Raw genomic sequence first — 19,587 nt, forward strand, 5'->3', positions numbered from 1 at the left:
CAACGGCAGTCCAGAACTATGCACCGTTCAATGAAATGGGGCGATTTCGAGCAACTTTTCCCCGTTTTGGGTGGTTTCATCGCCTTGGACTTGCGGAATTGAGGTGCTAATCCACCCTCCAACCCGTAAGGCCATCCACGCGCGTATCGCGGCTGCCCGCCCCGATGCGTCCAGCAATCAGCTCCTCATTCCAGGCGGACTTTTCATCATGACGCAGGTCGATCACACCCGTATGGCCAATGCGATCCGTGGCCTTGCCATGGACGCCGTCGAGAAGGCGAATTCCGGCCATCCCGGCCTGCCGATGGGCGCTGCCGACATCGCGACCGTCCTGTTCACAAAATTCCTGAAATTCGATGCCGCCGACACGGCATGGCCCGATCGCGACCGCTTCGTGCTGTCGGCCGGCCACGGCTCGATGCTGCTCTACGCGTTGCTGTATCTGACCGGCAGCAACAAGGACATGACACTCGACCAGATCAAGCATTTCCGCCAGCTCGGATCGCTGACGCCGGGCCATCCGGAGAATTTCCACACCAAGGGCATCGAGACCACCACCGGTCCGCTCGGCCAGGGCATTGCGACCGCGGTCGGCATGGCGCTCGCCGAGAAGATGCTCGCCGCCGAGTTCGGCAAGAAGATCGTCAGCCACCACACCTATGTGCTCGCCTCCGACGGCGACCTGATGGAAGGCATCTCGCAGGAAGCGATCGCGATGGCCGGCCACTGGCGGCTCAACAAGATGATCGTGCTGTACGACGACAACGGCATCTCGATCGACGGCCCGACCTCGATCGCCGATTCCGTCGACCAGGTGAAGCGCTTCAAGTCCGCCGGCTGGGCCGCGGAGCTCATCGACGGCCATGATCCGGAGGCGATTGCCGCTGCGATCACCCGCGCGCAGAAATCCAGCAAGCCTTCGCTGATCGCCTGCAAGACCACGATCGGCTTCGGCGCACCGACCAGGGCCGGCACCGCCAAGGCGCATGGCGAAGCGCTCGGCGCCGCTGAGCTCAAGGGCGCCAAGGAAAAGCTCGGCATCTCGCTCGAGCCGTTCTCGGTGCCCGACGACGTGCTGAAGGCGTGGCGTGAGGCGGGTGCCCGCGGCGCGGCCGAGCACAAGGCTTGGGACGAGCAGTTCGCGCAGCTCGGCAACCGCAAGCGCGCCGAGTTCGAGCGCCGGATCCGTCACGAGCGGCCGCAATCGCTGGCCAAGGGACTGCGCGCCTTCAAGAAGGGCCTCCTGGAAAATCCGCTCAACGTCGCGACCCGCAAATCGTCGGAAGCTGCGATCGAGGTGATTGCGGCTGCGATGCCGATGGAATTCGTCGCCGGCTCTGCCGACCTCACCGGCTCCAACAACAACAAGGCGAAGTCGGCAGTGGGGTTCGCCGCCAAGACGCCGAAGGGCCGCTTCATCCATTACGGCATCCGCGAGCACGGCATGGCGGCGTGCCTCAATGGTATCTTCCTGCACGGCGGCTTCGCGCCGAACGGCGCCACCTTCCTGGTGTTCACCGACTATGCGCGCCCCGCGATGCGGCTGTCGGCGCTGATGGGCACCGGCGTCGTCTATGTCATGACCCACGACTCGATCGGCCTTGGCGAGGACGGCCCGACCCACCAGCCGGTCGAGCACCTCTCTGCGCTGCGCGCGATGCCCAACATGCGCGTGTTCCGTCCCTGCGACGCGGTCGAGACCGCCGAGTGCTGGGAACTGGCGCTCAACCGCATCGACGGACCGACGGTGCTGGCGCTGACTCGCCAGAACCTGCCGCAGCTCCGCACCACGGCGCCGAACGACAACCCGTGCAGCCACGGCGCCTACGAGCTGGTCGCGGCGCAGGGTGACGCAAAAGTGTCATTGTTCGCCTCCGGTTCCGAGGTCCAGATCGCGGTCGAGGCGCAGAAACAGCTCGCCGGGCGCGGCATCGCGACGCGGGTGGTCTCGGTCCCGTCGCTGGAATTGCTGCTGCAGCAGCCCGCCGAGCGGCAAAATGCCATTATCGGCAACGCTCCGGTCAAGATCGCGATCGAGGCCGCGGTGCGCTGGGGCTGGGATGCCGTGATCGGCCGCGACGGCGAGTTCATCGGCATGCACGGTTTCGGCGCCAGCGCCCCGGCGAAGGACCTTTTCCCGCATTTCGGCATTACCGCTGAAGCCGTCGTTAACGTTGCCACGAAGCGCGTCTGACGCTGGCCTGACACAAGCGGGCCAAGGTTGAGCTTGACGCGAAAAAGGATTACCAAAGCTCCATCTTTTCCGTACGCGCCCGGCTGAACCGGGCGTTCCGCCGTAAAAACCTCGTGGGAGCCCTCCCGCGGGGCTGACAACAGCATTAGAGGAGACGAGCATGGCAATCCGCGTCGCGATCAACGGGTTTGGGCGTATCGGCCGCAATGTGTTGCGCGCCATCGCCGAGTCCGGCCGCAAGGACATCGAGGTGGTCGGCATCAACGACCTCGGCCCGGTCGAGACCAACGCGCATCTGCTGCGCTTCGATTCCGTGCATGGCCGCTTTCCGGGCACCGTGACCGTCGACGGCGATTCGATCAGCGTCGGCGACAACAAGATCAAGGTCTCGGCCGAGCGCGATCCCTCCAAGCTGCCGTGGAAGGCCCTCGGCGTCGACATCGCGCTGGAATGCACCGGCATCTTCACCGCCAAGGACAAGGCCTCCGCGCATCTGACCGCCGGCGCCAAGCGCGTGCTGGTCTCGGCCCCGGCCGATGGCGCCGACGCCACCATCGTCTACGGCGTCAACCATGACACGCTGAACAAGGATCAGCTCGTCGTCTCCAACGGCTCCTGCACCACCAACTGCCTCGCGCCGGTTGCCAAGGTGTTGAACGAGACGGTCGGCATCGAGACCGGCTTCATGACCACGATCCACGCCTATACCGGCGACCAGCCGACGCTCGACACCCTGCACAAGGATCTCTATCGCGGCCGTGCCGCTGCCATGTCGATGATCCCGACCTCGACCGGCGCCGCCAAGGCGATCGGCCTGGTGCTGCCGGAGCTGAAGGGCAAGCTCGACGGCGTCTCGATCCGCGTGCCGACCCCGAACGTCTCGGTGATCGACCTGAAGATCGTCGCCAAGCGCGCCACCGACGCCAAGGAAATCAACGAGGCGATGAAGCGCGCCTCTGAGCAGCAGCTCAAGGGCATTCTGGGCTTTACCACCGCGCCGAACGTCTCGATCGACTTCAACCACGATCCGCACTCGGCCACCTTCCACATGGACCAGACCAAGGTGCAGAACGGCACGCTGGTGCGTGTAATGGCCTGGTACGACAATGAGTGGGGCTTCTCGAACCGCATGGCGGACACCGCCGTCGCGATCGGCAAGCTGCTCTAAAGAAAGACCACCCGCGATGCCCGGCCCTGTGCCGGGCATCTGCGTCTTTGCCCCCGCATTCGCGACCTCGACGGCCGCGACCTCGGCAAGCGAAAAGCGACGCCGTCCCCGGACGGCTGTGTCCGGCCGCACAGGAAACGCTCATGACAAAATCGTTCCGCACCCTCGACGACGTCAACGTGAAGGGCAAGCGCGTGCTGCTGCGCGTCGACCTCAACGTCCCCATGGACGGCGGCCGCGTCACCGACGCCACCCGGCTCGAGCGCGTTGCCCCCACCATCACCGAAATCTCCGACAAGGGCGGCAAGGTGATCCTGCTCGCCCATTTCGGCCGTCCCAAGGGACGCGATGCCAAGGACTCGCTGAAGCCGGTCGCTGAAGCACTGTCGAAGGTGATCAAGCGCCCGGTCGCCTTCGCCGAAGATTGCATCGGCGAGCCTGCGGCCAATGCGGTTGCGGCCCTCAAGGACGGCGACATCCTCTGCCTCGAGAACACCCGCTTCCACAAGGAAGAGGAGAAGAACGACGCCGGCTTCGTCGCGGAGCTCGCAAAGCTCGGCGACATCTGGGTCAACGATGCCTTCTCCGCCGCACATCGCGCCCACGCCACCACCGAAGGCCTCGGCCACAAACTGCCCGCCTATGCCGGTCGCACCATGCAGGCCGAGCTCGACGCACTCGGCAAGGCGCTGGAAGCACCGACCAAGCCCGTGATCGCGATCATCGGCGGCGCCAAGGTCTCGACCAAGATCGACCTCTTGGAAAACCTCGTGAACAAGGTCGACGCGCTGGTGATCGGCGGCGGCATGGCCAACACCTTCCTGCACGCGCAGGGCATCGCCGTCGGCAAGTCGCTCGCCGAAAAGGACCTCGCCGCGACCGCGCTGCGGATCATGGAGAAGGCCAACGCGGCGAATTGCGCGATCATCCTCCCCGTCGATGCCGTTGTCGCCAACCAGTTTGCCGCCAACGCGCCGTCGCACGCCTATGGCCTCGACGCGATCCCGGCCGACGGCATGATCCTCGACGTCGGCCCGCAATCGATCGCGCGCATCCATGCCGCGATCGACGATGCGGCGACGCTGGTCTGGAACGGGCCGCTCGGCGCCTTCGAATTGACGCCGTTCGACCGCGGCACCGTGGTGTCGGCCAAGCATGCCGCCGAGCGCACCAGGGCCAAAAAGCTGATCTCGGTCGCCGGCGGCGGCGACACCGTCGCGGCGCTGAACCAGGCGGGCGTGGCCGGTGATTTTTCCTACGTCTCGACCGCCGGCGGCGCGTTTCTTGAATGGATGGAAGGCAAGCCGCTGCCGGGCGTCGAAGTTCTGAAAAAGGGTTGATCCAGAGCATGATCCGGAAAGGCGTGAAGCGGCTTTCCCTCGCGACAAACGCGAAGCGTTTGCGCGGAGATCATGCTCAAACAATGAGCTAAAGCGCGATGACGATTCAATCTAAGCTCATCGCGCTTCAAATCCGCGAACGCGCACTACAGGGAGAAATGGAATGGCTCGCATCACGTTGCGGCAACTGCTCGACCACGCGGCCGAGCATGATTACGGCGTACCTGCCTTCAACATCAACAACATGGAGCAGGCGCTGGCGATCATGGCCGCGGCCTCCGAGGTCGACGCGCCCGTCATCATCCAGGCCTCGCGCGGCGCGCGGTCCTATGCCAACGACGTCATGCTCAAGCACATGATGGATGCCGTCACCGAGATCTACCCGCAGATCCCGGTCTGCGTGCATCTCGACCACGGCAACGAGCCCGCCACCTGCATGACCGCGATCCAGGCCGGCTTCACCTCGGTCATGATGGACGGCTCGCTGAAGGCCGACGGCAAGACTCCCGGCGACTGGGACTACAATGTCGGCGTCACCAGGACGGTGACCGGCATGGCCCATCTCGGCGGCATCTCGGTGGAAGGCGAGCTCGGCGTGCTCGGCTCGCTCGAGACCGGCATGGGCGACAAGGAAGACGGCCATGGCGCCGAGGGCAAGCTGTCGCATGACCAGCTGCTGACCAATCCGGACGAAGCCGTGAAGTTCGTCCAGGAAACCAAGGTCGACGCGCTCGCGATCGCGATGGGCACCTCGCACGGCGCCTACAAGTTCACCCGCAAGCCCGACGGCGACATCCTCGCCATGAACGTGATCGAGGAAATCCATCGCAAGCTGCCGAACACGCATCTGGTGATGCACGGCTCCTCGTCGGTGCCGCAGGAATTGCAGGAGATCATCAACGCCAATGGCGGCAAGATGAAGCCGACCTGGGGCGTGCCGGTCGCCGAGATCCAGCGCGGCATCAAGAACGGCGTGCGCAAGATCAACATCGACACCGACAATCGGATGGCGATGACCGGCCAGATCCGTAAGGTGCTGAAGGACAATCCGGAAGAGTTCGATCCGCGCAAGTATCTGAAGCCGGCGATGGAGGCGATGACCAAACTGTGCAAGCAGCGCCTGCAGGAGTTCAACACCGCGGGCCAGGCCAGCAAGATCAAGAAGGTGCTGACCACGGCGGAGATGGCCAAGCGCTACGCCGCGGGCCAGCTCGACCCCAAGGTGGCCTGACAAGGTTGCCTGACAACTTCTTGCCTGAATCATTAAGGCGGGACACCGGCTCCGACGCAGTTGGAAACGGTGTCCCGAGGCTTGATTGCCGGCTGCGACAAACACCAGCCGCGACCAACGTTTTCTAGGCATTTGCCCGAGAACCGCCTATTTTGGTTTGCAAAGGCAATGGCTCTGGAGGACGCTTCCGATGAACCTCGCTGACCTCAACAGAATTGCGCTTGCCATGGTCACCCCGGGCAAGGGCCTGCTCGCTGCCGACGAATCCTCCGGCACCATCAAGAAGCGTTTCGACGCCATCAAGGTCGATTCGACCGAGGACAGCCGCCGCGACTATCGCGAGATGCTGTTCCGCTCGCAGGAGGCGATGAGCAAGTACATCTCCGGCGTCATCCTGTACGACGAGACGATCTGGCAAAATGCCAAGGACGGCACGCCGCTGGTCAAGCTGATCGAGCAGGCAGGCGCGATCCCCGGCATCAAGGTCGACGAAGGCACCCAGGCGCTGCCGAACTGCCCCGGCGAACTCGTCACCGTCGGCCTCGACAAGCTCGCCGAGCGGCTGAAGAAATATTACGAGCGCGGTGCGCGGTTTGCGAAATGGCGCGCGGTGATCGATATCGGGCCGCGAATCCCGACCCAGACCGCAGTCCGCGTCAACGCCCACGCGCTGGCGCGCTACGCCGCGCTGTGCCAGGCCGCGCAGATCGTCCCGATCGTCGAGCCGGAAGTGCTGATGGACGGCGATCATGACATCGACCGCTGCTATGAGGTGACGCAGCGCGTGCTGAACCGCACCTTCCAGGAATTGCGGGTGCAGCGCGTCGCGCTGGAAGGCATGATCCTGAAGCCGAACATGGCGATCTCGGGCAAGAAGTGCCCGAAGCAGGCGTCGGTCCAGGAAGTCGCCGAGAAGACCATCCGCCTGCTCAAGAGCTGCGTCCCGGCCGCGGTGCCCGGCATTGCCTTCCTCTCCGGCGGACAGAGCGACGAGGAAGCGACCGCGCATCTCGACGCCATGAACAAGATCGGCCATTTGCCCTGGCGGCTGACCTTCTCCTACGGCCGTGCATTGCAGGCTGCGCCGCAGAAGGCGTGGTCCGGCAAGCCCGACAACGTCCCCGCAGGCCAGCGCGCCTTCTCGCATCGCGCCCGGATGAACGGGTTGGCGAGCACCGGCAATTGGGAAGCCGGCCTCGAAAAACAGGCGGCATAGTTGGCCACCAAGCCCGTTCCGCCGCGGCCGGCGCCGCGCCTCTATCTGGCAACTCCGCCGGTCGACGAGCCTGCGCAGCTCGCGGCCGAGCTCGCCGAGCTGTTGGCTGCGGCCGATGTCGCGGCCGTTCTGGTGCGGCTGCGCGACACCGATCCGCGCAGCATGATCTCCCATGTCAAGGAGCTGGCGCCGGCGATCCAGAACGCAGGTGCGGCGCTGTTGATCGACGGCCATCCCGACATCGTGGCCCGCGCCGGCGCCGATGGCGCGCATCTGACCGGCCTCGCCGCGATGGAAGAGGCTGCGCCCGCGCTGAAGCCCGATCGCATCGTCGGCGTCGGCGGGCTCGCGACGCGCCACGATTCCATGGCTGCCGGCGAGGCCGGTGCCGACTATGTGCTGTTCGGCGAGCCCGACGCCAAGGGACAGCGGCCTTCGACCGAGGCGATCGCCGAGCGGCTGGAATGGTGGGACGAATTGTTCGAGCCGCCCTGCATAGGCTTTGCGACCTCACGCGAGGAGGCCGCGGCGTTCGCGGCCGCCGGCGCGGATTTCGTGCTGGTCGGAGATTTCATCTGGTCCGATCCGCGCGGCGCAAAAACGGCTCTCGTCGAGATCGGCGAGGCGATCGCGCAGGCGCATGCCGGCACATTCGGCAAGGCCAAGGCCGAGGGATGACGGTGGAATGAAATGCCTGCGTCCGATAGGTGTTGCGCTCGGCTGCACGATGCTGGCGAGCGGCGCGATGGCGCAGCTCTCGATCACGCCGCCGGCACAGACGCCGCCGCCTGCGAAGAAGGAGGCTCCGAAGGAGAAGCCGAAGGTGCACGCGCCGGTCGCAAAGAAACCCGCGCCGAAGCCTGCCGCGACCGCAACGCCCAGCCCGACGCCCTCGCCGACCCAGGCAGTCGACGATCCCAATGTCGACCTCGTATTCGGCGCCTATCAGCGCGGCATGTACAAGACCGCGTTCGATCTCGCGACCACACGCGCGCAGAACAACTATGATCCCAAGGCCATGACGATGCTGGGCGAGCTCTATGCCAACGGGCTCGGCGTCAAGCGCGATTACGCCAAGGCCGACGACTGGTACAAGCGCGCCTCCGACGCCGGCGACCGCGAGGCGATGTTCGCGCTCGCCATGATGAAGATCGCCGGCCGCGGCGGCGCGGTGGACAAGGACGGCGCGGTCAAGCTCCTGGCATCGGCGGCCAAGCTCGGCGAGCCCAAGGCGGCCTATAATCTCGCCCTGCTCTATCTCGACGGCCAGACCCTGCCGCAGGACCTCCGCCGCTCCGCCGAGCTGCTGCGCATGGCCGCGGACGCCGGCAGCCCGGAGGCGCAATACGCGCTGGCGACCTTCTACAAGGAAGGCACCGGCGTGCCGAAGGACCTCGAAAAGGCGGCGCGGCTGCTGCAGGCCGCCTCGCTGGCCGACAATGTCGATGCCGAGGTCGAATACGCCATCGCGCTCTACAACGGCGCCGGCACGCCGCGGAACGTGCCGGCGGCGGTGGCACTGCTGCGCAAGGCGGCCCGGCAGAACAGCGCGATCGCGCAAAACCGCCTCGCCCATGTGCTGGCGACCGGCGCCGGCGCCCCGGTGGACAAGGTCGAGGCGCTGAAATGGCACACCGTCGCCAAGACCGCCGGCAAGGGCGACCCCGATCTTGACGATATCCTCGCCGATATGAGCCCGGAAGACCGCGCCAAGGGCGAGGCAGCCGCGCGAAAATGGATCGGAAACAACGTCAAATGACGCCTTGACGGCGCCACTTCCAGAGGGCACCCAGTCCGGAAATCCGGTGCGGCCACGCCGTTCCCGCTTGACCCGTCATCCTGAGGAGCGCGAAGCGCGTCTCGAAGGATGAACGGCCCGGTCCGGGGCCGTGCACCCTTCGAGGCTCGCTCCGCTCGCACCTCCAGCGGCAAAGGCGTAGCCTTTGCGCGGGGATGACGGACTAAGATTTGCGCGCGCCGCCTTATCGACTTTCACATTCTCGAGTCACAAGTTCTCATCATGCTCTACTCCGCCCTCATCAATGTCATGGTCAAGGCCGCGCGCCGCGCCGGCCGCAGCCTCAAGCGCGACCTCGGCGAGATCGAACATCTCCAGGTGTCGCTGAAGGGACCGGCGAATTTCGTCTCGCTGGCCGACAAGCGCGCCGAGGAGATGCTCTACACCGACCTCGAAAAGGCCCGGCCCGGCTACGGGTTCCTCGGCGAGGAAGGCGGCAAGCGCGAAGGCTCGGACAAGAGCCACACCTGGATCGTCGATCCCTTGGACGGCACCACCAACTTCCTGCACGGCATCCCGCAATTCGCGATCTCGATCGGGCTGCTTCGCGAAGACACCGTGATCGCGGGCGTGATCTACAATCCCGCCAATGACGAGCTCTATATCGCCGAGCGCGGCAAGGGCGCGTTCCTCAACGACCAGCGGCTGCGCGTCGCCGGCCGCCGCCAGCTCAACGAATGCGTGGTCGCCTGCGGCCTGCCGCATATCGGCCGTGGCAATCATCAGCTCGCGCTGCAGGAGATGGCCGCGCTCCAGAGCAAGGTCGCGGGCTTCCGCCGCTTCGGCGCCGCTTCGCTCGACCTCGCCTTCGTCGCGGCGGGTCGCCTCGACGGCTATTGGGAGCGCAATCTGCAGGCCTGGGACGTCGCAGCCGGCCTGTTGATGGTCCGCGAAGCCGGCGGAACGGTTTCCGGCATCCAGGGCAATGACGATCCGCTGCAGACCGGCCATGTCGTCTGCGGCAACGAGTTCGTGCACGGCGAGCTGATCAAGATCCTCAAGCCGCTCGGGCAATAGCGAGACGGCGCGATCTAATCGTCGTCGTCATCTTCGTCGTCGTCTCGACCGTCACGAAATTCACCGCCGAGGGTCAGGCCCTCGATGGTCGTGGCGCCCTTCGCCTTGATCACCCGGCGCAGCGGCACCGAGCTCTCGCTGCGCAACGCCTCCATCAGCTGCTCCGAATGGGTGACGATCCAGATGTCAGCGCGGCGCGACGCCTTGGCGATCAGCCGGGCCAACGCCGCCAGCAGCGACGGATGCAAACTGGTCTCGGGTTCGTTCAGCGCGATGAACGGCGGCAGCCGATAGCCCATGAACACGGCGAGCAGGCAGATATATTTCAGCGTGCCGTCGGATAGTTCGTGCGCCTTGAACGCACGCGGCATGTCTGCCTGCCGCAGCTCAAATTCGCACTGCCCACGCTCTTCCCACGCCCGGAGCTCGGCGCCCGGGAATGCATCCTCGATCGCATCCTGCAGGTCGGCTGCATCCTGCCGGATCGTGCTGAGCGTTGCCAAAGCGGCTGCCAGATCGCTGCCATCGGCGCTCAGCGACGGCGTCGTGATCGCCAGACAAGGCTTGCGGATCGGCGACGCCGGATCGGTGCGGAAATCGTGATAGAAGCGCCAGCTCTGCAAGGCGTTCCTGATCAGGCCGACTTCGGGACATGTCTGGCCGTCGAGGAAATCGGCGAGCGCGGTTTCCGACGGCAGCACCGCATTCTTGTGCTCGCTCCAGGCACCGCTCTCGCCGCGGACGCTGACGTGCGAATTGGTCCGCTCCATCATCAGGACTTTTCGCTTGCCGTGGATCGCCTCGATGCGCTCGGACTTGATCATCGGCTCGCCGGGAAACGCCGCCTCGACCGGGCCGGGATGTCCGAGCTCGATCGCGTAATTGACGTGCTCGAATCTGACCGCCAGCCGCAACCGTCCATCCTCGCCCCGCCGGCGCATGCCCGACCAGCAGACCGAGTTCAATCCACCCTCGTCGGCGATCGTGCGCGTGATCCGGCCCGTGGCCGCGTCGCGCAGCAGCGACAGCGACTTGTAGAGATTGGATTTGCCGACGCCGTTCTCGCCGACAAAGACCGACAGCGGTTGAATGGGCATCGAGAGCCGCCGGATCGAGCGATAATTCGAGATCGCAATATCGCTCGGCCGCATCACATGCTCTCAATCCCCGGGTTGCCTGCGCGCTTCCCGTTCAATCCAGAGCTGCAATCTGGATTGACTATGTTGTGAAAGCAAGCCGCCGACTTGATGGCCACCGATCTCGGACATCACTGGCCGCCCGTTACCGGCGCAGGCGGGCCGTAGATTTCGGGCTTCTCGACCTTCTCCCGGTCACCGGCCAGCACGCGCTGCACGCTGACGAAGAACACCGGTACCAATAGCAGCGCGAGGATCACCACGGCGATCATGCCGCCCATCACCGAGGTGCCGAGCGCCTGCTGGCTGGCACCGCCGGCGCCGGTGGCGATCGCCATCGGCAGCACGCCGCAGACGAAGGCGAGACCGGTCATCAGGATCGGGCGGAATCTGAGGCTGCACGCCTCGATGGTGGCCTCGACCAGCGGCTTGCCCTGCGCGCGCAGGTCCTTGGCGAACTCGATGATCAGAATCGCATCCTTGGCAGCGAGGCCGATGATGGTGATCAGGCCGACGGTAAAATAGACGTCGTTGGACAGCCCGCGCAGCGTCGCCGCCACCACGGCGCCGAGAATGCCGAGCGGAATGGTGAGCAGCACCGCGAGCGGAATGGTCCAGCTCTCATAGAGCGCGGCGAGCAGCAGGAACACCACCAGCACCGAGAGCGCGAGCAGGAACGGCGCCTGCGAGCCCGACAGCTTCTCCTGCAGCGACTGGCCGGTCCATTCATAGCCGAAGCCGCGCGGCAGCTTGTCGGCGAGCCGCTCCATCTCGGCGATCGCATCGCCCGAGGTGAAGCCCGGCTTCGCCTCGCCGGAGATGCGCACGGCCGGATAGTAATTGAAGCCCGCGATTTGCGTCGGCCCCTTCGACCATTCGATGGTGGCGAAGGCCGAGAACGGCACCAGCTGGCCGCGGCTGTTTTTGACATTGTAATTGAGAATGTCGTCCGCGTTCATGCGGCTGGTCTTGTCGGCCTGCACGATGACGCGTTGCATCCGCCCGCGGTTCGGGAAGTCGTTGACGTAGTTCGAGCCGAGATTGGTCGAGATCGTGTTGTTGATGTCCTCGAAGGTGAGGCCGAACGCGCCCGCCTTCTCACGGTCGATCATCAAATTGACCTGCGGCGCCGACGGCAGACCCTCGACATAGACCTTCTGCAGCACGGGACTGGCATTGGCCTCCGTGATCAGCCGGTCGGACGCTGCGATCAGCGCGGCATAGCCCTTCTGGCCGCGGTCCTGCAGGCGGAATGAGAAGCCCGAGGAGTTGCCGAGATTGTCGATCGGCGGCGGCTGCAATGCGGAGATCCTGGCGTCGCGGATCGACGACGACAGGTCGCGGTTGATGTCGGCGACGATTGCGGCCGCCGAATCCTTCGGGCCGCGCTCCGACCAGCCCTTCAGCGTGATGAAGGCCTGCGCGGTGTTCATGCCCTGGCCAAGGAAGCTGAAGCCGGTGAGGAACGTGACGTTCTCGATGCCGGCGCGATCCTTCAGATACTTCTCGACCTGCTCGACCGCAGCTTCGGTGCGCGCATAGGACGACTCCGACGGCGTCTGCACGTCGGTGGTGATGAAGCCCTGGTCGTCGACCGGCAGGAAGCCGCCGGGCAGCCGCACGAAGCCGTAGGCAACGCCTGCGAACAGCACGAGATAGATCAGCATCAGGCGGCCGGTGCGCTTCAGCGAGCCCTGCACGGTGCGCGTATAGCCTGCGCGGCTATTGTCGAGCACGCGGTTGAACCAGCCGAACACGCCCTTGCGGGCATGGCCGTGGCCCTTCTCGACCGGCTTGAGCAAGGTCGCGCACAGCGCCGGCGTCAGCGACAGCGCGAGCAGCGCCGAGAACGCGATCGCCGCCACCATGGTGACCGAGAACTGGCGATAGATGATGCCGACCGAGCCCGGGAAGAACGCCATCGGCACGAACACCGCCATCAGCACCAACGTGATGCCGATGATGGCGCCTGATATCTGCGACATCGCCTTTCTGGTGGCTTCCTTCGGCGGCAGGCCTTCCTCTGCCATGATGCGCTCGACGTTCTCGACCACGACGATGGCGTCGTCCACGAGGATGCCGACCGCCAGCACCATGCCGAACATGGTCAGCATGTTGATGGAGTAGCCGACGACCATCAGCGTGGCGCAGGTGCCGAGCAACGCCACCGGAACCACGATGGTCGGAATGATGGTGTAGCGGATGTTCTGCAGGAACAGGAACATCACGATGAACACCAGCACGACAGCCTCGACCAGCGTCATCAAGACCTTCTCGATCGAGGCCTTCACGACGGGCGTGATGTTGTAGGGGATTTCGTAGGAGATATTGGCCGGGAAGAAGCGCGACAGCTCCTTCATCTTGGCTTCGACGGCGCTCGCGGTCGCCAGCGCATTGCCCTTCGGCGACAGCAGCACCGAGAGACCGGCCGTTGGCTTGCCGTCGAGACGGGTGTTGAACTGGTAGCTGAGGCCGCCGATCTCGATCCGCGCGACGTCGCGCAGGCGGACCGTCGAGCCGTCGGCGTTGGCGCGCAGGATGATCGCGCCGAACTCGTCGGGCGAGGAGAGCTGGCCCTTCACCAGCACCTGCGCGGAGATCTTCTGCGTATCGGTGCTCGGCTCGGCGCCGATGCTGCCGGAGGCGACCTGGGCGTTCTGAGCCGTGATCGCCCGGTTGACGTCGTCGGCGGACAAGCCGTAGCCGACCAGCTTGGCCGGATCGATCCAGATGCGCAGCGAACGCTCGGTCGAATACAGCGTGGCGCGGCCGACGCCGGGGATGCGGCGCACCTCGCCCAACACGTTGCGGATCATGAAGTCGCCGAGGCCGACTTCATCCAGCGAGCCGTCGCTCGAATTCAGCGTGATGATCTGCAGCACCGCCGAGGAGGCTTCCTCGACCAGGATGCCCTGTTGGATCACGGCGCGCGGCAGCCGCGCCTCGACGCGCTTGAGGCGGTTCTGCACCTCGACCGAGGCCTGGCTGGTGTCGGTGCCCGGCTTGAAGTTGGCGATGATCTCGACCTGGCCGAGCGAGTCGGAGGTCGATTCGAAGTTCAGGATGTTGGCGGCGCCGTTGAGCTCCTCCTCGATCAGCCGCGTGACGCTGTTGTAGAGGTTCTCAGGCGACGCGCCGGGATAGCTCGTCGAGATCGAGATCGAGGGCGGCGCGATGATCGGATATTGCGCGACAGCGAGCAGCGGAATCGAGATCGCGCCGACCAGACAGATGAACAGGGCGACGACCCAGGCGAAGATCGGCCTGTCGATGAAGAAGCTGGGCATGTCGGATCAGCGCCCCGCGTGCGCGGTCTGCGGCGAATCCGACTGCGCTGCAGCAGCGTCGACCTCACGCCACGCCAGCGGCCGCACCTTGTCGCCTGCGGCGAATTTCTGGAAGCCCTCGACGACGACCTTGTCGCCGGCCTTGAGGCCTTCGGTGACGAACCAGTGGCCGCCCTGCAACGAGCCGGTGCGCACCGGCTGCACCGCGACGTGATTGTCGTCCTTGACGACGAACACCTCGCTGCCGCCGCCGCCATTGCGCTGGATCGCCTGCTGCGGCACCGCGATCGCGTCGGTGTCGATGCCCTGCTCGATCAGCACGCGGACATACATGCCCGGCAGCAGGATGCGATGCGGGTTCGGGAACTCACCGCGCAAGGTCACCTGCCCGGTATGGGCATCGACCTTGGCGTCGGAGAACAGCAGCTTGCCTGCGACCTGATAGATCGAGCCGTCGTCGAGCACGAGATGGACCTTCATCGCGTCGGGCGCGATGCGGTCGAGATCGCCGCTCTCGAAGGCGCGGCGGAGCTGGTTCATTTCGGTCACCGACTGCTGGAAGTCGGCGTAGATCGGATCGAGCTGCTGAATGGTCGCAAGGCTCGCGGCGTCGTTCTGCACGACGAGCGCGCCTTCGCTGACCAGCGCGGCACCGATGGTGCCGTCGATCGGTGCACGGATCGTCGCATAATCCAGGTTGAGTTTCGCACGCGCGACGTCGGCCTCGCGGCCCTGCACGTCGGCTTCGGCCTGTTTCAGGTTGGCGATCGCCTTCTCGTTCTCGGCCTCGGAAGTCGCGCGCTGGTTGGTGAGGGTTGCGATGCGGCGGGCCTGCAGCGAGGTCTGCTCGAGCACCGCCTTGGCGCGCGCCAGCGCCGCCTCGGTCGACTGCAATTCGACCTCGAACGGGCGCGGATCGATCTGGTACAGGGGATCGCCGAGCTTCACCTCGCTGCCTTGATGGAACATGCGGTTGACGACGATGCCCGAGACGCGCGGGCGCACCTCGGAGACACGGGTCGGCGCGATGCGGCCCGGCAGCTCGCGCACCATCGCGCGCGCCTGCTGCTTCACAGTGACGACACTGACGTCCGGCTCCGGTGCTTGTACGGCGGCGGTTGCGGTTTTCGGTTCGTCGCAGCCAGCAAGCAGTGGCGCCGTCACGGCCAGCATCAGAGCAATGCATGCCGATTGCGCGCGAAGTCCAGACATTGAGATGATCGCCCCTGAAGGTTTGAACAAACGAACGGCGGTGTCACGGCGACAGCGCTCGCGTTGCTGCGGTGAAAATAAAATCTGCTTGCTGCGACGCAATGCGTTTGTCAGGCGGCTCATTGTCACAGAACGCTATCACCCTGATTTCGCGGCGTCTTTTATCCTGTCACTGCATTGTGAGCGGGTTCCATCGGAGGCTGTGGGAGTACGTTAAGGACTGCGTGAGCGGGAACGCGGCCTGTTGCCTGCGCGGGAATGCCGCAGATTGCAAACTCGTCATGCGCGGCGCGCGAATCGCCGATCGCCGCCGTGCACCCCACCCAGCGGTGCAACCCGCGTTCGTCTCGCGATCCCCGCGTGGGATTGGCACCTTCTGCACACGCAGACGCGCCGGCGCCCCGGAAAGCTGCGCAAAGCGGCAACACTCCACTCCGTATCAACCCGAGGTTCTACCGACAGCCTTTTGATTCGGCTTTCCTCACTCCGCCGCTGTGCCATATTGCTGGCAGATGCGGCCTTCGCGAACGGATGACCCGGCAATGCCCCCCTCCCGATCCGAGATGGAGATCGAACTGAGCAAGCTGTCCTCGCCCAGGATCTTCCTGGTGCGGATGCTGGTGTTCCTGGTGCTCTGCGGCCTGGTCGGGGTCGTGCTGTACAAGCAGATCGTCACCGCCTTCTTCGCCAATCCCGGGCTGAACGCCCTGATCGGCGCGGTGCTGCTGATCGGCGTCATCCTGGCGTTCCGACAGGTGATCCGGCTCTACCCCGAGGTCGCCTGGGTCAACAATTTCCGCATCGCCGATCCCGGCCTTGCGATCGAGCGTCGCCCGACGCTGCTTGCCCCGATGGCCGCGATCCTCGGCGGCGAACGCACCGGGCGGATGTCGATCTCGCAGCAGACCATGCGGCATCTGCTCGATTCAATCGCAACCCGCCTCGATGAGGCCCGCGACATCTCGCGCTACATGACCGGCCTGCTGGTCTTCCTCGGCCTGCTCGGCACCTTCTGGGGCCTGATCGAGACGGTGGGCTCGGTCGGCAAGGTGATCGACGGGCTCAAGGTCGGCGGCGACGCCGGCGCGCTGTTCGATACGCTGAAGGAAGGCCTCGCCGCCCCGCTCGGCGGCATGGGCATCTCGTTCTCGTCCTCGCTGTTCGGCCTCGCCGGCTCGCTGATCCTCGGCTTCCTCGATCTGCAATCGAGCCAGGCCCAGAACCGCTTCTACACCGACCTTGAGGACTGGCTCGCCACCACCGTGCGCGGCATTTCCGGCGACGACGCCGGCGTCTCCGGCGACATGCAGGGCGCGATCGACAGGCTGCGTGCCACGCTCGAGGAAGGCGGCGCCGGCGGGAGCGGCCGCAGCACCACGGCCGCGATGGCCAATCTCGCCGAGGCGATCCAGGGGCTGGTTGCACATATGCGCACCGAGCAGCAGATGATCCGTGAATGGGCCGACGGCCAGGGCGAGCAGAACCGCGAGATCAAGCGACTGCTCGAGCGCCTCGCCCGCCAGCCCGAGAAGAACTAGAGCGTCTTCGAGCGAAGCAAGCCCAAGGAGACATTCATGGCCCTCGCCCGCCGCAGCGAATCCGGCTTCAACTACTGGCCCGGCTTTGTCGACGCGCTGTCGACGCTGGTGCTGTCGATCGTGTTCCTGCTGTCGGTGTTCCTCGTCGTGCAGTTCTTCCTGTCGCAGGAGGTCACCGGCAAGGACAAGGCGCTGGAGCAGCTCACCGCCAAGATCGCCCAGCTCAACGACCTGCTGTCGCTGGAGAAGCTCTCCAAGCTGACGCTCGACGACCAGGTCTCGCAGCTCCGCGCCGGCCTCGCCTCCGCCGAGGGCGAGCGTGATCGCATGAAGGGGCTCTATGAGGGATTGGCCAATTCCGGCAACGACGCGCAGGGCCGAGCCAACGAACTCAACAAGGCTCTGGACTCCGAGAAGAGCGTGTCGTCGCGCGCGCTGGCGCAGATCGAGGTGCTGAACCAGCAGATCAACGCGCTGCGCCGCCAGCTCGCCGCGCTCGAGGAGGCGCTCGACGCCTCCGAGAAGCGCGACAAGGAATCGCAGAACCGGATCGCCGATCTCGGCTCGCGCCTCAACGTCGCGCTGGCGCAGCGGGTGCAGGAACTGTCGAAATACCGCTCGGAATTCTTCGGCCGCTTGCGCGCGATCCTCGGCAACCGTCCTGACATCCGCATCGTCGGTGATCGCTTCGTGTTCCAGTCGGAAGTGTTCTTCGACACCGGCCAGGCGACCTTGCTGCCGGAGGGCAAGACCGAGCTCGATACGGTGGCGAGCGCGCTCATCGATCTGGACAAGCAGATTCCGGCCGAGATCGCCTGGGTACTCCGCGTCGACGGCCATACCGACGTGCGGCCGATCACCAACAGCCCGCTGTTCAAGTCGAACTGGGAACTGTCCTCCGCGCGCGCGATCTCGGTGGTGCAATATCTGATCTCGCTCGGCGTGCCGGCGCAGCGCCTGGTCGCCGCCGGCTTTGCCGAATTCCAGCCGCTCGACACCGCGCAGACCGAAGACGCCTACAAGCGCAACCGCCGTATCGAGCTGAAGCTGACGGAACGCTAATCGCCGTGAAGGCGGCGGTAACGCCTAATCATCCGTCGTCCCTGCGAAAGCAGGGACCCATAACCACCGCATTCGGCGATGAAGCGGATGCCCCAGCCTCGTGTAACAGTGAGCATTCGGGGTAATGGGTCCTGGCCTTCGCCAGGACGACGCCGAGTGTGCGGCACGGCCTGCATCCGCAATCGTCGTCCCTGCGAAAGCAGGGACCCATAACCACAGGGATGCGTTGTTGCAGAGCGCTGTGGCCCCAGCATCGCACGACCATTGCCGCTGGTGGTTATGGGTCCCGGGTCAAGCCCGGGACGACATCGAGTGTGTGGCTCGACTTCCTCAACGTCCGACCATCTGTTGCAGTTGCTCCGGATAGCGGGCGCCCTGCACCTCGACCGCGGCGACCGCTTTGCCGATCTCAGCCAGATCGGCGGCGGTCAGTTCGACGCGGGCGGCGCCGATGTTTTCCTCGAGCCGATTGAGCTTTGTGGTGCCCGGGATCGGCACGATCCACGGCTTCTGCGCCAGCAGCCAGGCCAGCGCGATCTGCGCTGTCGTCGCGCCCTTGCCGGCGGCAATGCTGGCGAGCTGATCGACCAGCGCCTGGTTGGCGCGGCGGGCTTCCGGCGTGAAGCGCGGCACGAGGTTGCGGAAATCGTCGCTTGCGAATGTCGTGGACGCGCTGATCGCGCCGGTAAGAAAGCCGCGGCCGAGCGGGCTGTACGGCACGAAGCCGATGCCGAGCTCTTGCAGCAACGGCAGGATCTCCGCTTCCGGTCCACGTTCCCACAGCGAATATTCGCTCTGCAGGGCCGTGACCTTCTGCACCGCGTGGGCGCGGCGGATGGTCTGCACACCGGCCTCCGACAGGCCGAAATGGCGGACCTTGCCGGCGGCAATCAGGTCTTTCACGGTGCCGGCAACATCCTCGATCGGCACCGCGGGATCGACGCGATGCTGATAGAACAGATCGATGACGTCGATCTTCAGCCGCTTCAGCGAAGCGTCGGCGACCGCCCTGATGTGCTCGGGCCGGCTGTTCAGCGACCGGTGCCGCTCGGCCATGGAGCCGATATCGAAGCCGAACTTGGTCGCGATCACGACCTGGTTGCGGACCGGCGCCAGCGCCTCGCCGACCAGTTCCTCGTTGACGTAAGGGCCATAGACCTCGGCGGCATCGAAGAAGGTGACGCCGCGCTCGACGGCGGCACGGAGCATGGCGATGCCCGCATTCTTCTCGACCGCCGGGCCGTAGGCGAAGCTCAGGCCCATGCAGCCGAGGCCGATCGCCGAGACTTCGAGGTTGCTGCTGCCGAGTTTACGTTTCTGCATGATGTCTCTCCGCATCGATGACTGGAATTCGTCACGGCGGGATTTAGGGCGTGCACCGGCAGGCT

General features: G+C 65.4%; 14 protein-coding genes. 10 read left to right on the plus strand and 4 right to left on the minus strand.

Annotated elements, in window-relative coordinates; all coding sequences use genetic code 11:
- Nucleotides 1–208 precede the first annotated feature (208 nt).
- The 8 genes from tkt to H8A95_RS12850 all read left to right on the plus strand — a co-directional run bounded on the left by tkt (nucleotide 209) and on the right by H8A95_RS12850 (nucleotide 9,964).
- Nucleotides 209–2,194, plus strand: a complete 1,986-nt coding sequence (tkt, locus tag H8A95_RS12815) for a transketolase (protein ID WP_229183488.1) — start codon at nucleotides 209–211, stop codon at nucleotides 2,192–2,194.
- 160 nt (nucleotides 2,195–2,354) lie between these two features.
- Nucleotides 2,355–3,362 carry a type I glyceraldehyde-3-phosphate dehydrogenase gene (gap, locus tag H8A95_RS12820; protein WP_163160670.1) on the plus strand — a complete coding sequence of 336 codons (1,008 nt, stop codon included), beginning with the start codon at nucleotides 2,355–2,357 and terminating at the stop codon, nucleotides 3,360–3,362.
- A 143-nt stretch (nucleotides 3,363–3,505) separates the two neighbouring features.
- Nucleotides 3,506–4,702, plus strand: a complete 1,197-nt coding sequence (locus H8A95_RS12825) for a phosphoglycerate kinase (protein ID WP_229183490.1) — start codon at nucleotides 3,506–3,508, stop codon at nucleotides 4,700–4,702.
- A 163-nt stretch (nucleotides 4,703–4,865) separates the two neighbouring features.
- Nucleotides 4,866–5,933 carry a class II fructose-bisphosphate aldolase gene (gene fba, locus H8A95_RS12830; protein ID WP_229183491.1) on the plus strand — a complete coding sequence of 356 codons (1,068 nt, stop codon included), beginning with the start codon at nucleotides 4,866–4,868 and terminating at the stop codon, nucleotides 5,931–5,933.
- A gap of 190 nt (nucleotides 5,934–6,123) precedes the next feature.
- Nucleotides 6,124–7,149, plus strand: coding sequence for a class I fructose-bisphosphate aldolase (locus H8A95_RS12835; protein WP_229183492.1), 1,026 nt, complete (start codon nucleotides 6,124–6,126; stop codon nucleotides 7,147–7,149).
- Nucleotides 7,150–7,827 carry a thiamine phosphate synthase gene (locus H8A95_RS12840; protein WP_229183493.1) on the plus strand — a complete coding sequence of 226 codons (678 nt, stop codon included), beginning with the start codon at nucleotides 7,150–7,152 and terminating at the stop codon, nucleotides 7,825–7,827.
- 7 nt (nucleotides 7,828–7,834) lie between these two features.
- Entirely contained in the window at nucleotides 7,835–8,908 is a 1,074-nt protein-coding gene (locus H8A95_RS12845; protein WP_229183494.1) for a tetratricopeptide repeat protein, read from the plus strand.
- A 261-nt stretch (nucleotides 8,909–9,169) separates the two neighbouring features.
- Nucleotides 9,170–9,964, plus strand: a complete 795-nt coding sequence (locus H8A95_RS12850; protein WP_229183496.1) for an inositol monophosphatase family protein — start codon at nucleotides 9,170–9,172, stop codon at nucleotides 9,962–9,964.
- 14 nt (nucleotides 9,965–9,978) lie between these two features.
- Here H8A95_RS12850 and H8A95_RS12855 read toward each other — a convergent pair whose 3' ends face one another.
- The 3 genes from H8A95_RS12855 to H8A95_RS12865 all read right to left on the minus strand — a co-directional run bounded on the left by H8A95_RS12855 (nucleotide 9,979) and on the right by H8A95_RS12865 (nucleotide 15,599).
- Entirely contained in the window at nucleotides 9,979–11,115 is a 1,137-nt protein-coding gene (locus H8A95_RS12855) for an AAA family ATPase (protein ID WP_229183497.1), read from the minus strand.
- Nucleotides 11,116–11,231: 116 nt separating this feature from the next.
- Nucleotides 11,232–14,387: a multidrug efflux RND transporter permease subunit gene (locus H8A95_RS12860; RefSeq protein ID WP_229183499.1), complete on the minus strand. Its 3,156-nt coding sequence runs from the start codon at nucleotides 14,385–14,387 to the stop codon at nucleotides 11,232–11,234.
- Nucleotides 14,388–14,393: 6 nt separating this feature from the next.
- Entirely contained in the window at nucleotides 14,394–15,599 is a 1,206-nt protein-coding gene (locus H8A95_RS12865; RefSeq protein ID WP_229183501.1) for an efflux RND transporter periplasmic adaptor subunit, read from the minus strand.
- Between the two features lie 542 nt (nucleotides 15,600–16,141).
- On the opposite strand from H8A95_RS12865, the gene H8A95_RS12870 reads away from it, so the two are divergent.
- Together H8A95_RS12870 and H8A95_RS12875 are read left to right on the plus strand one after the other, a co-directional pair.
- Complete coding sequence (locus H8A95_RS12870; protein ID WP_229183503.1) at nucleotides 16,142–17,137, plus strand: flagellar motor protein MotA; 996 nt, start codon at nucleotides 16,142–16,144, stop codon at nucleotides 17,135–17,137.
- A gap of 36 nt (nucleotides 17,138–17,173) precedes the next feature.
- Complete coding sequence (locus H8A95_RS12875; protein ID WP_229183504.1) at nucleotides 17,174–18,199, plus strand: peptidoglycan -binding protein; 1,026 nt, start codon at nucleotides 17,174–17,176, stop codon at nucleotides 18,197–18,199.
- A gap of 330 nt (nucleotides 18,200–18,529) precedes the next feature.
- Here the strand turns inward: H8A95_RS12875 and H8A95_RS12880 are convergent, their stop codons facing one another.
- Nucleotides 18,530–19,522, minus strand: a complete 993-nt coding sequence (locus H8A95_RS12880) for an aldo/keto reductase (RefSeq protein ID WP_229183506.1) — start codon at nucleotides 19,520–19,522, stop codon at nucleotides 18,530–18,532.
- Nucleotides 19,523–19,587: the final 65 nt, after the last annotated feature.

Origin of the sequence: Bradyrhizobium oropedii, from assembly GCF_020889685.1 — a bacterium.
GTDB classification, from domain to species: domain Bacteria; phylum Pseudomonadota; class Alphaproteobacteria; order Rhizobiales; family Xanthobacteraceae; genus Bradyrhizobium; species Bradyrhizobium oropedii.

Excerpts from the sequence above, each read along its gene's own strand:
- tkt (WP_229183488.1), top strand. The coding sequence starts at position 209 with ATGACGCAGGTCGATCACACCCGTATGGCCAATGCGATCCGTGGCCTT.
- gap (WP_163160670.1), top strand. The coding sequence starts at position 2,355 with ATGGCAATCCGCGTCGCGATCAACGGGTTTGGGCGTATCGGCCGCAAT.
- H8A95_RS12825 (WP_229183490.1), top strand. The coding sequence starts at position 3,506 with ATGACAAAATCGTTCCGCACCCTCGACGACGTCAACGTGAAGGGCAAG.
- fba (WP_229183491.1), top strand. The coding sequence starts at position 4,866 with ATGGCTCGCATCACGTTGCGGCAACTGCTCGACCACGCGGCCGAGCAT.
- H8A95_RS12835 (WP_229183492.1), top strand. The coding sequence starts at position 6,124 with ATGAACCTCGCTGACCTCAACAGAATTGCGCTTGCCATGGTCACCCCG.
- H8A95_RS12845 (WP_229183494.1), top strand. The coding sequence starts at position 7,835 with ATGAAATGCCTGCGTCCGATAGGTGTTGCGCTCGGCTGCACGATGCTG.
- H8A95_RS12850 (WP_229183496.1), top strand. The coding sequence starts at position 9,170 with ATGCTCTACTCCGCCCTCATCAATGTCATGGTCAAGGCCGCGCGCCGC.
- H8A95_RS12855 (WP_229183497.1), bottom strand. The coding sequence starts at position 11,115 with ATGCGGCCGAGCGATATTGCGATCTCGAATTATCGCTCGATCCGGCGG.
- H8A95_RS12860 (WP_229183499.1), bottom strand. The coding sequence starts at position 14,387 with ATGCCCAGCTTCTTCATCGACAGGCCGATCTTCGCCTGGGTCGTCGCC.
- H8A95_RS12865 (WP_229183501.1), bottom strand. The coding sequence starts at position 15,599 with ATGTCTGGACTTCGCGCGCAATCGGCATGCATTGCTCTGATGCTGGCC.
- H8A95_RS12870 (WP_229183503.1), top strand. The coding sequence starts at position 16,142 with ATGCCCCCCTCCCGATCCGAGATGGAGATCGAACTGAGCAAGCTGTCC.
- H8A95_RS12875 (WP_229183504.1), top strand. The coding sequence starts at position 17,174 with ATGGCCCTCGCCCGCCGCAGCGAATCCGGCTTCAACTACTGGCCCGGC.
- H8A95_RS12880 (WP_229183506.1), bottom strand. The coding sequence starts at position 19,522 with ATGCAGAAACGTAAACTCGGCAGCAGCAACCTCGAAGTCTCGGCGATC.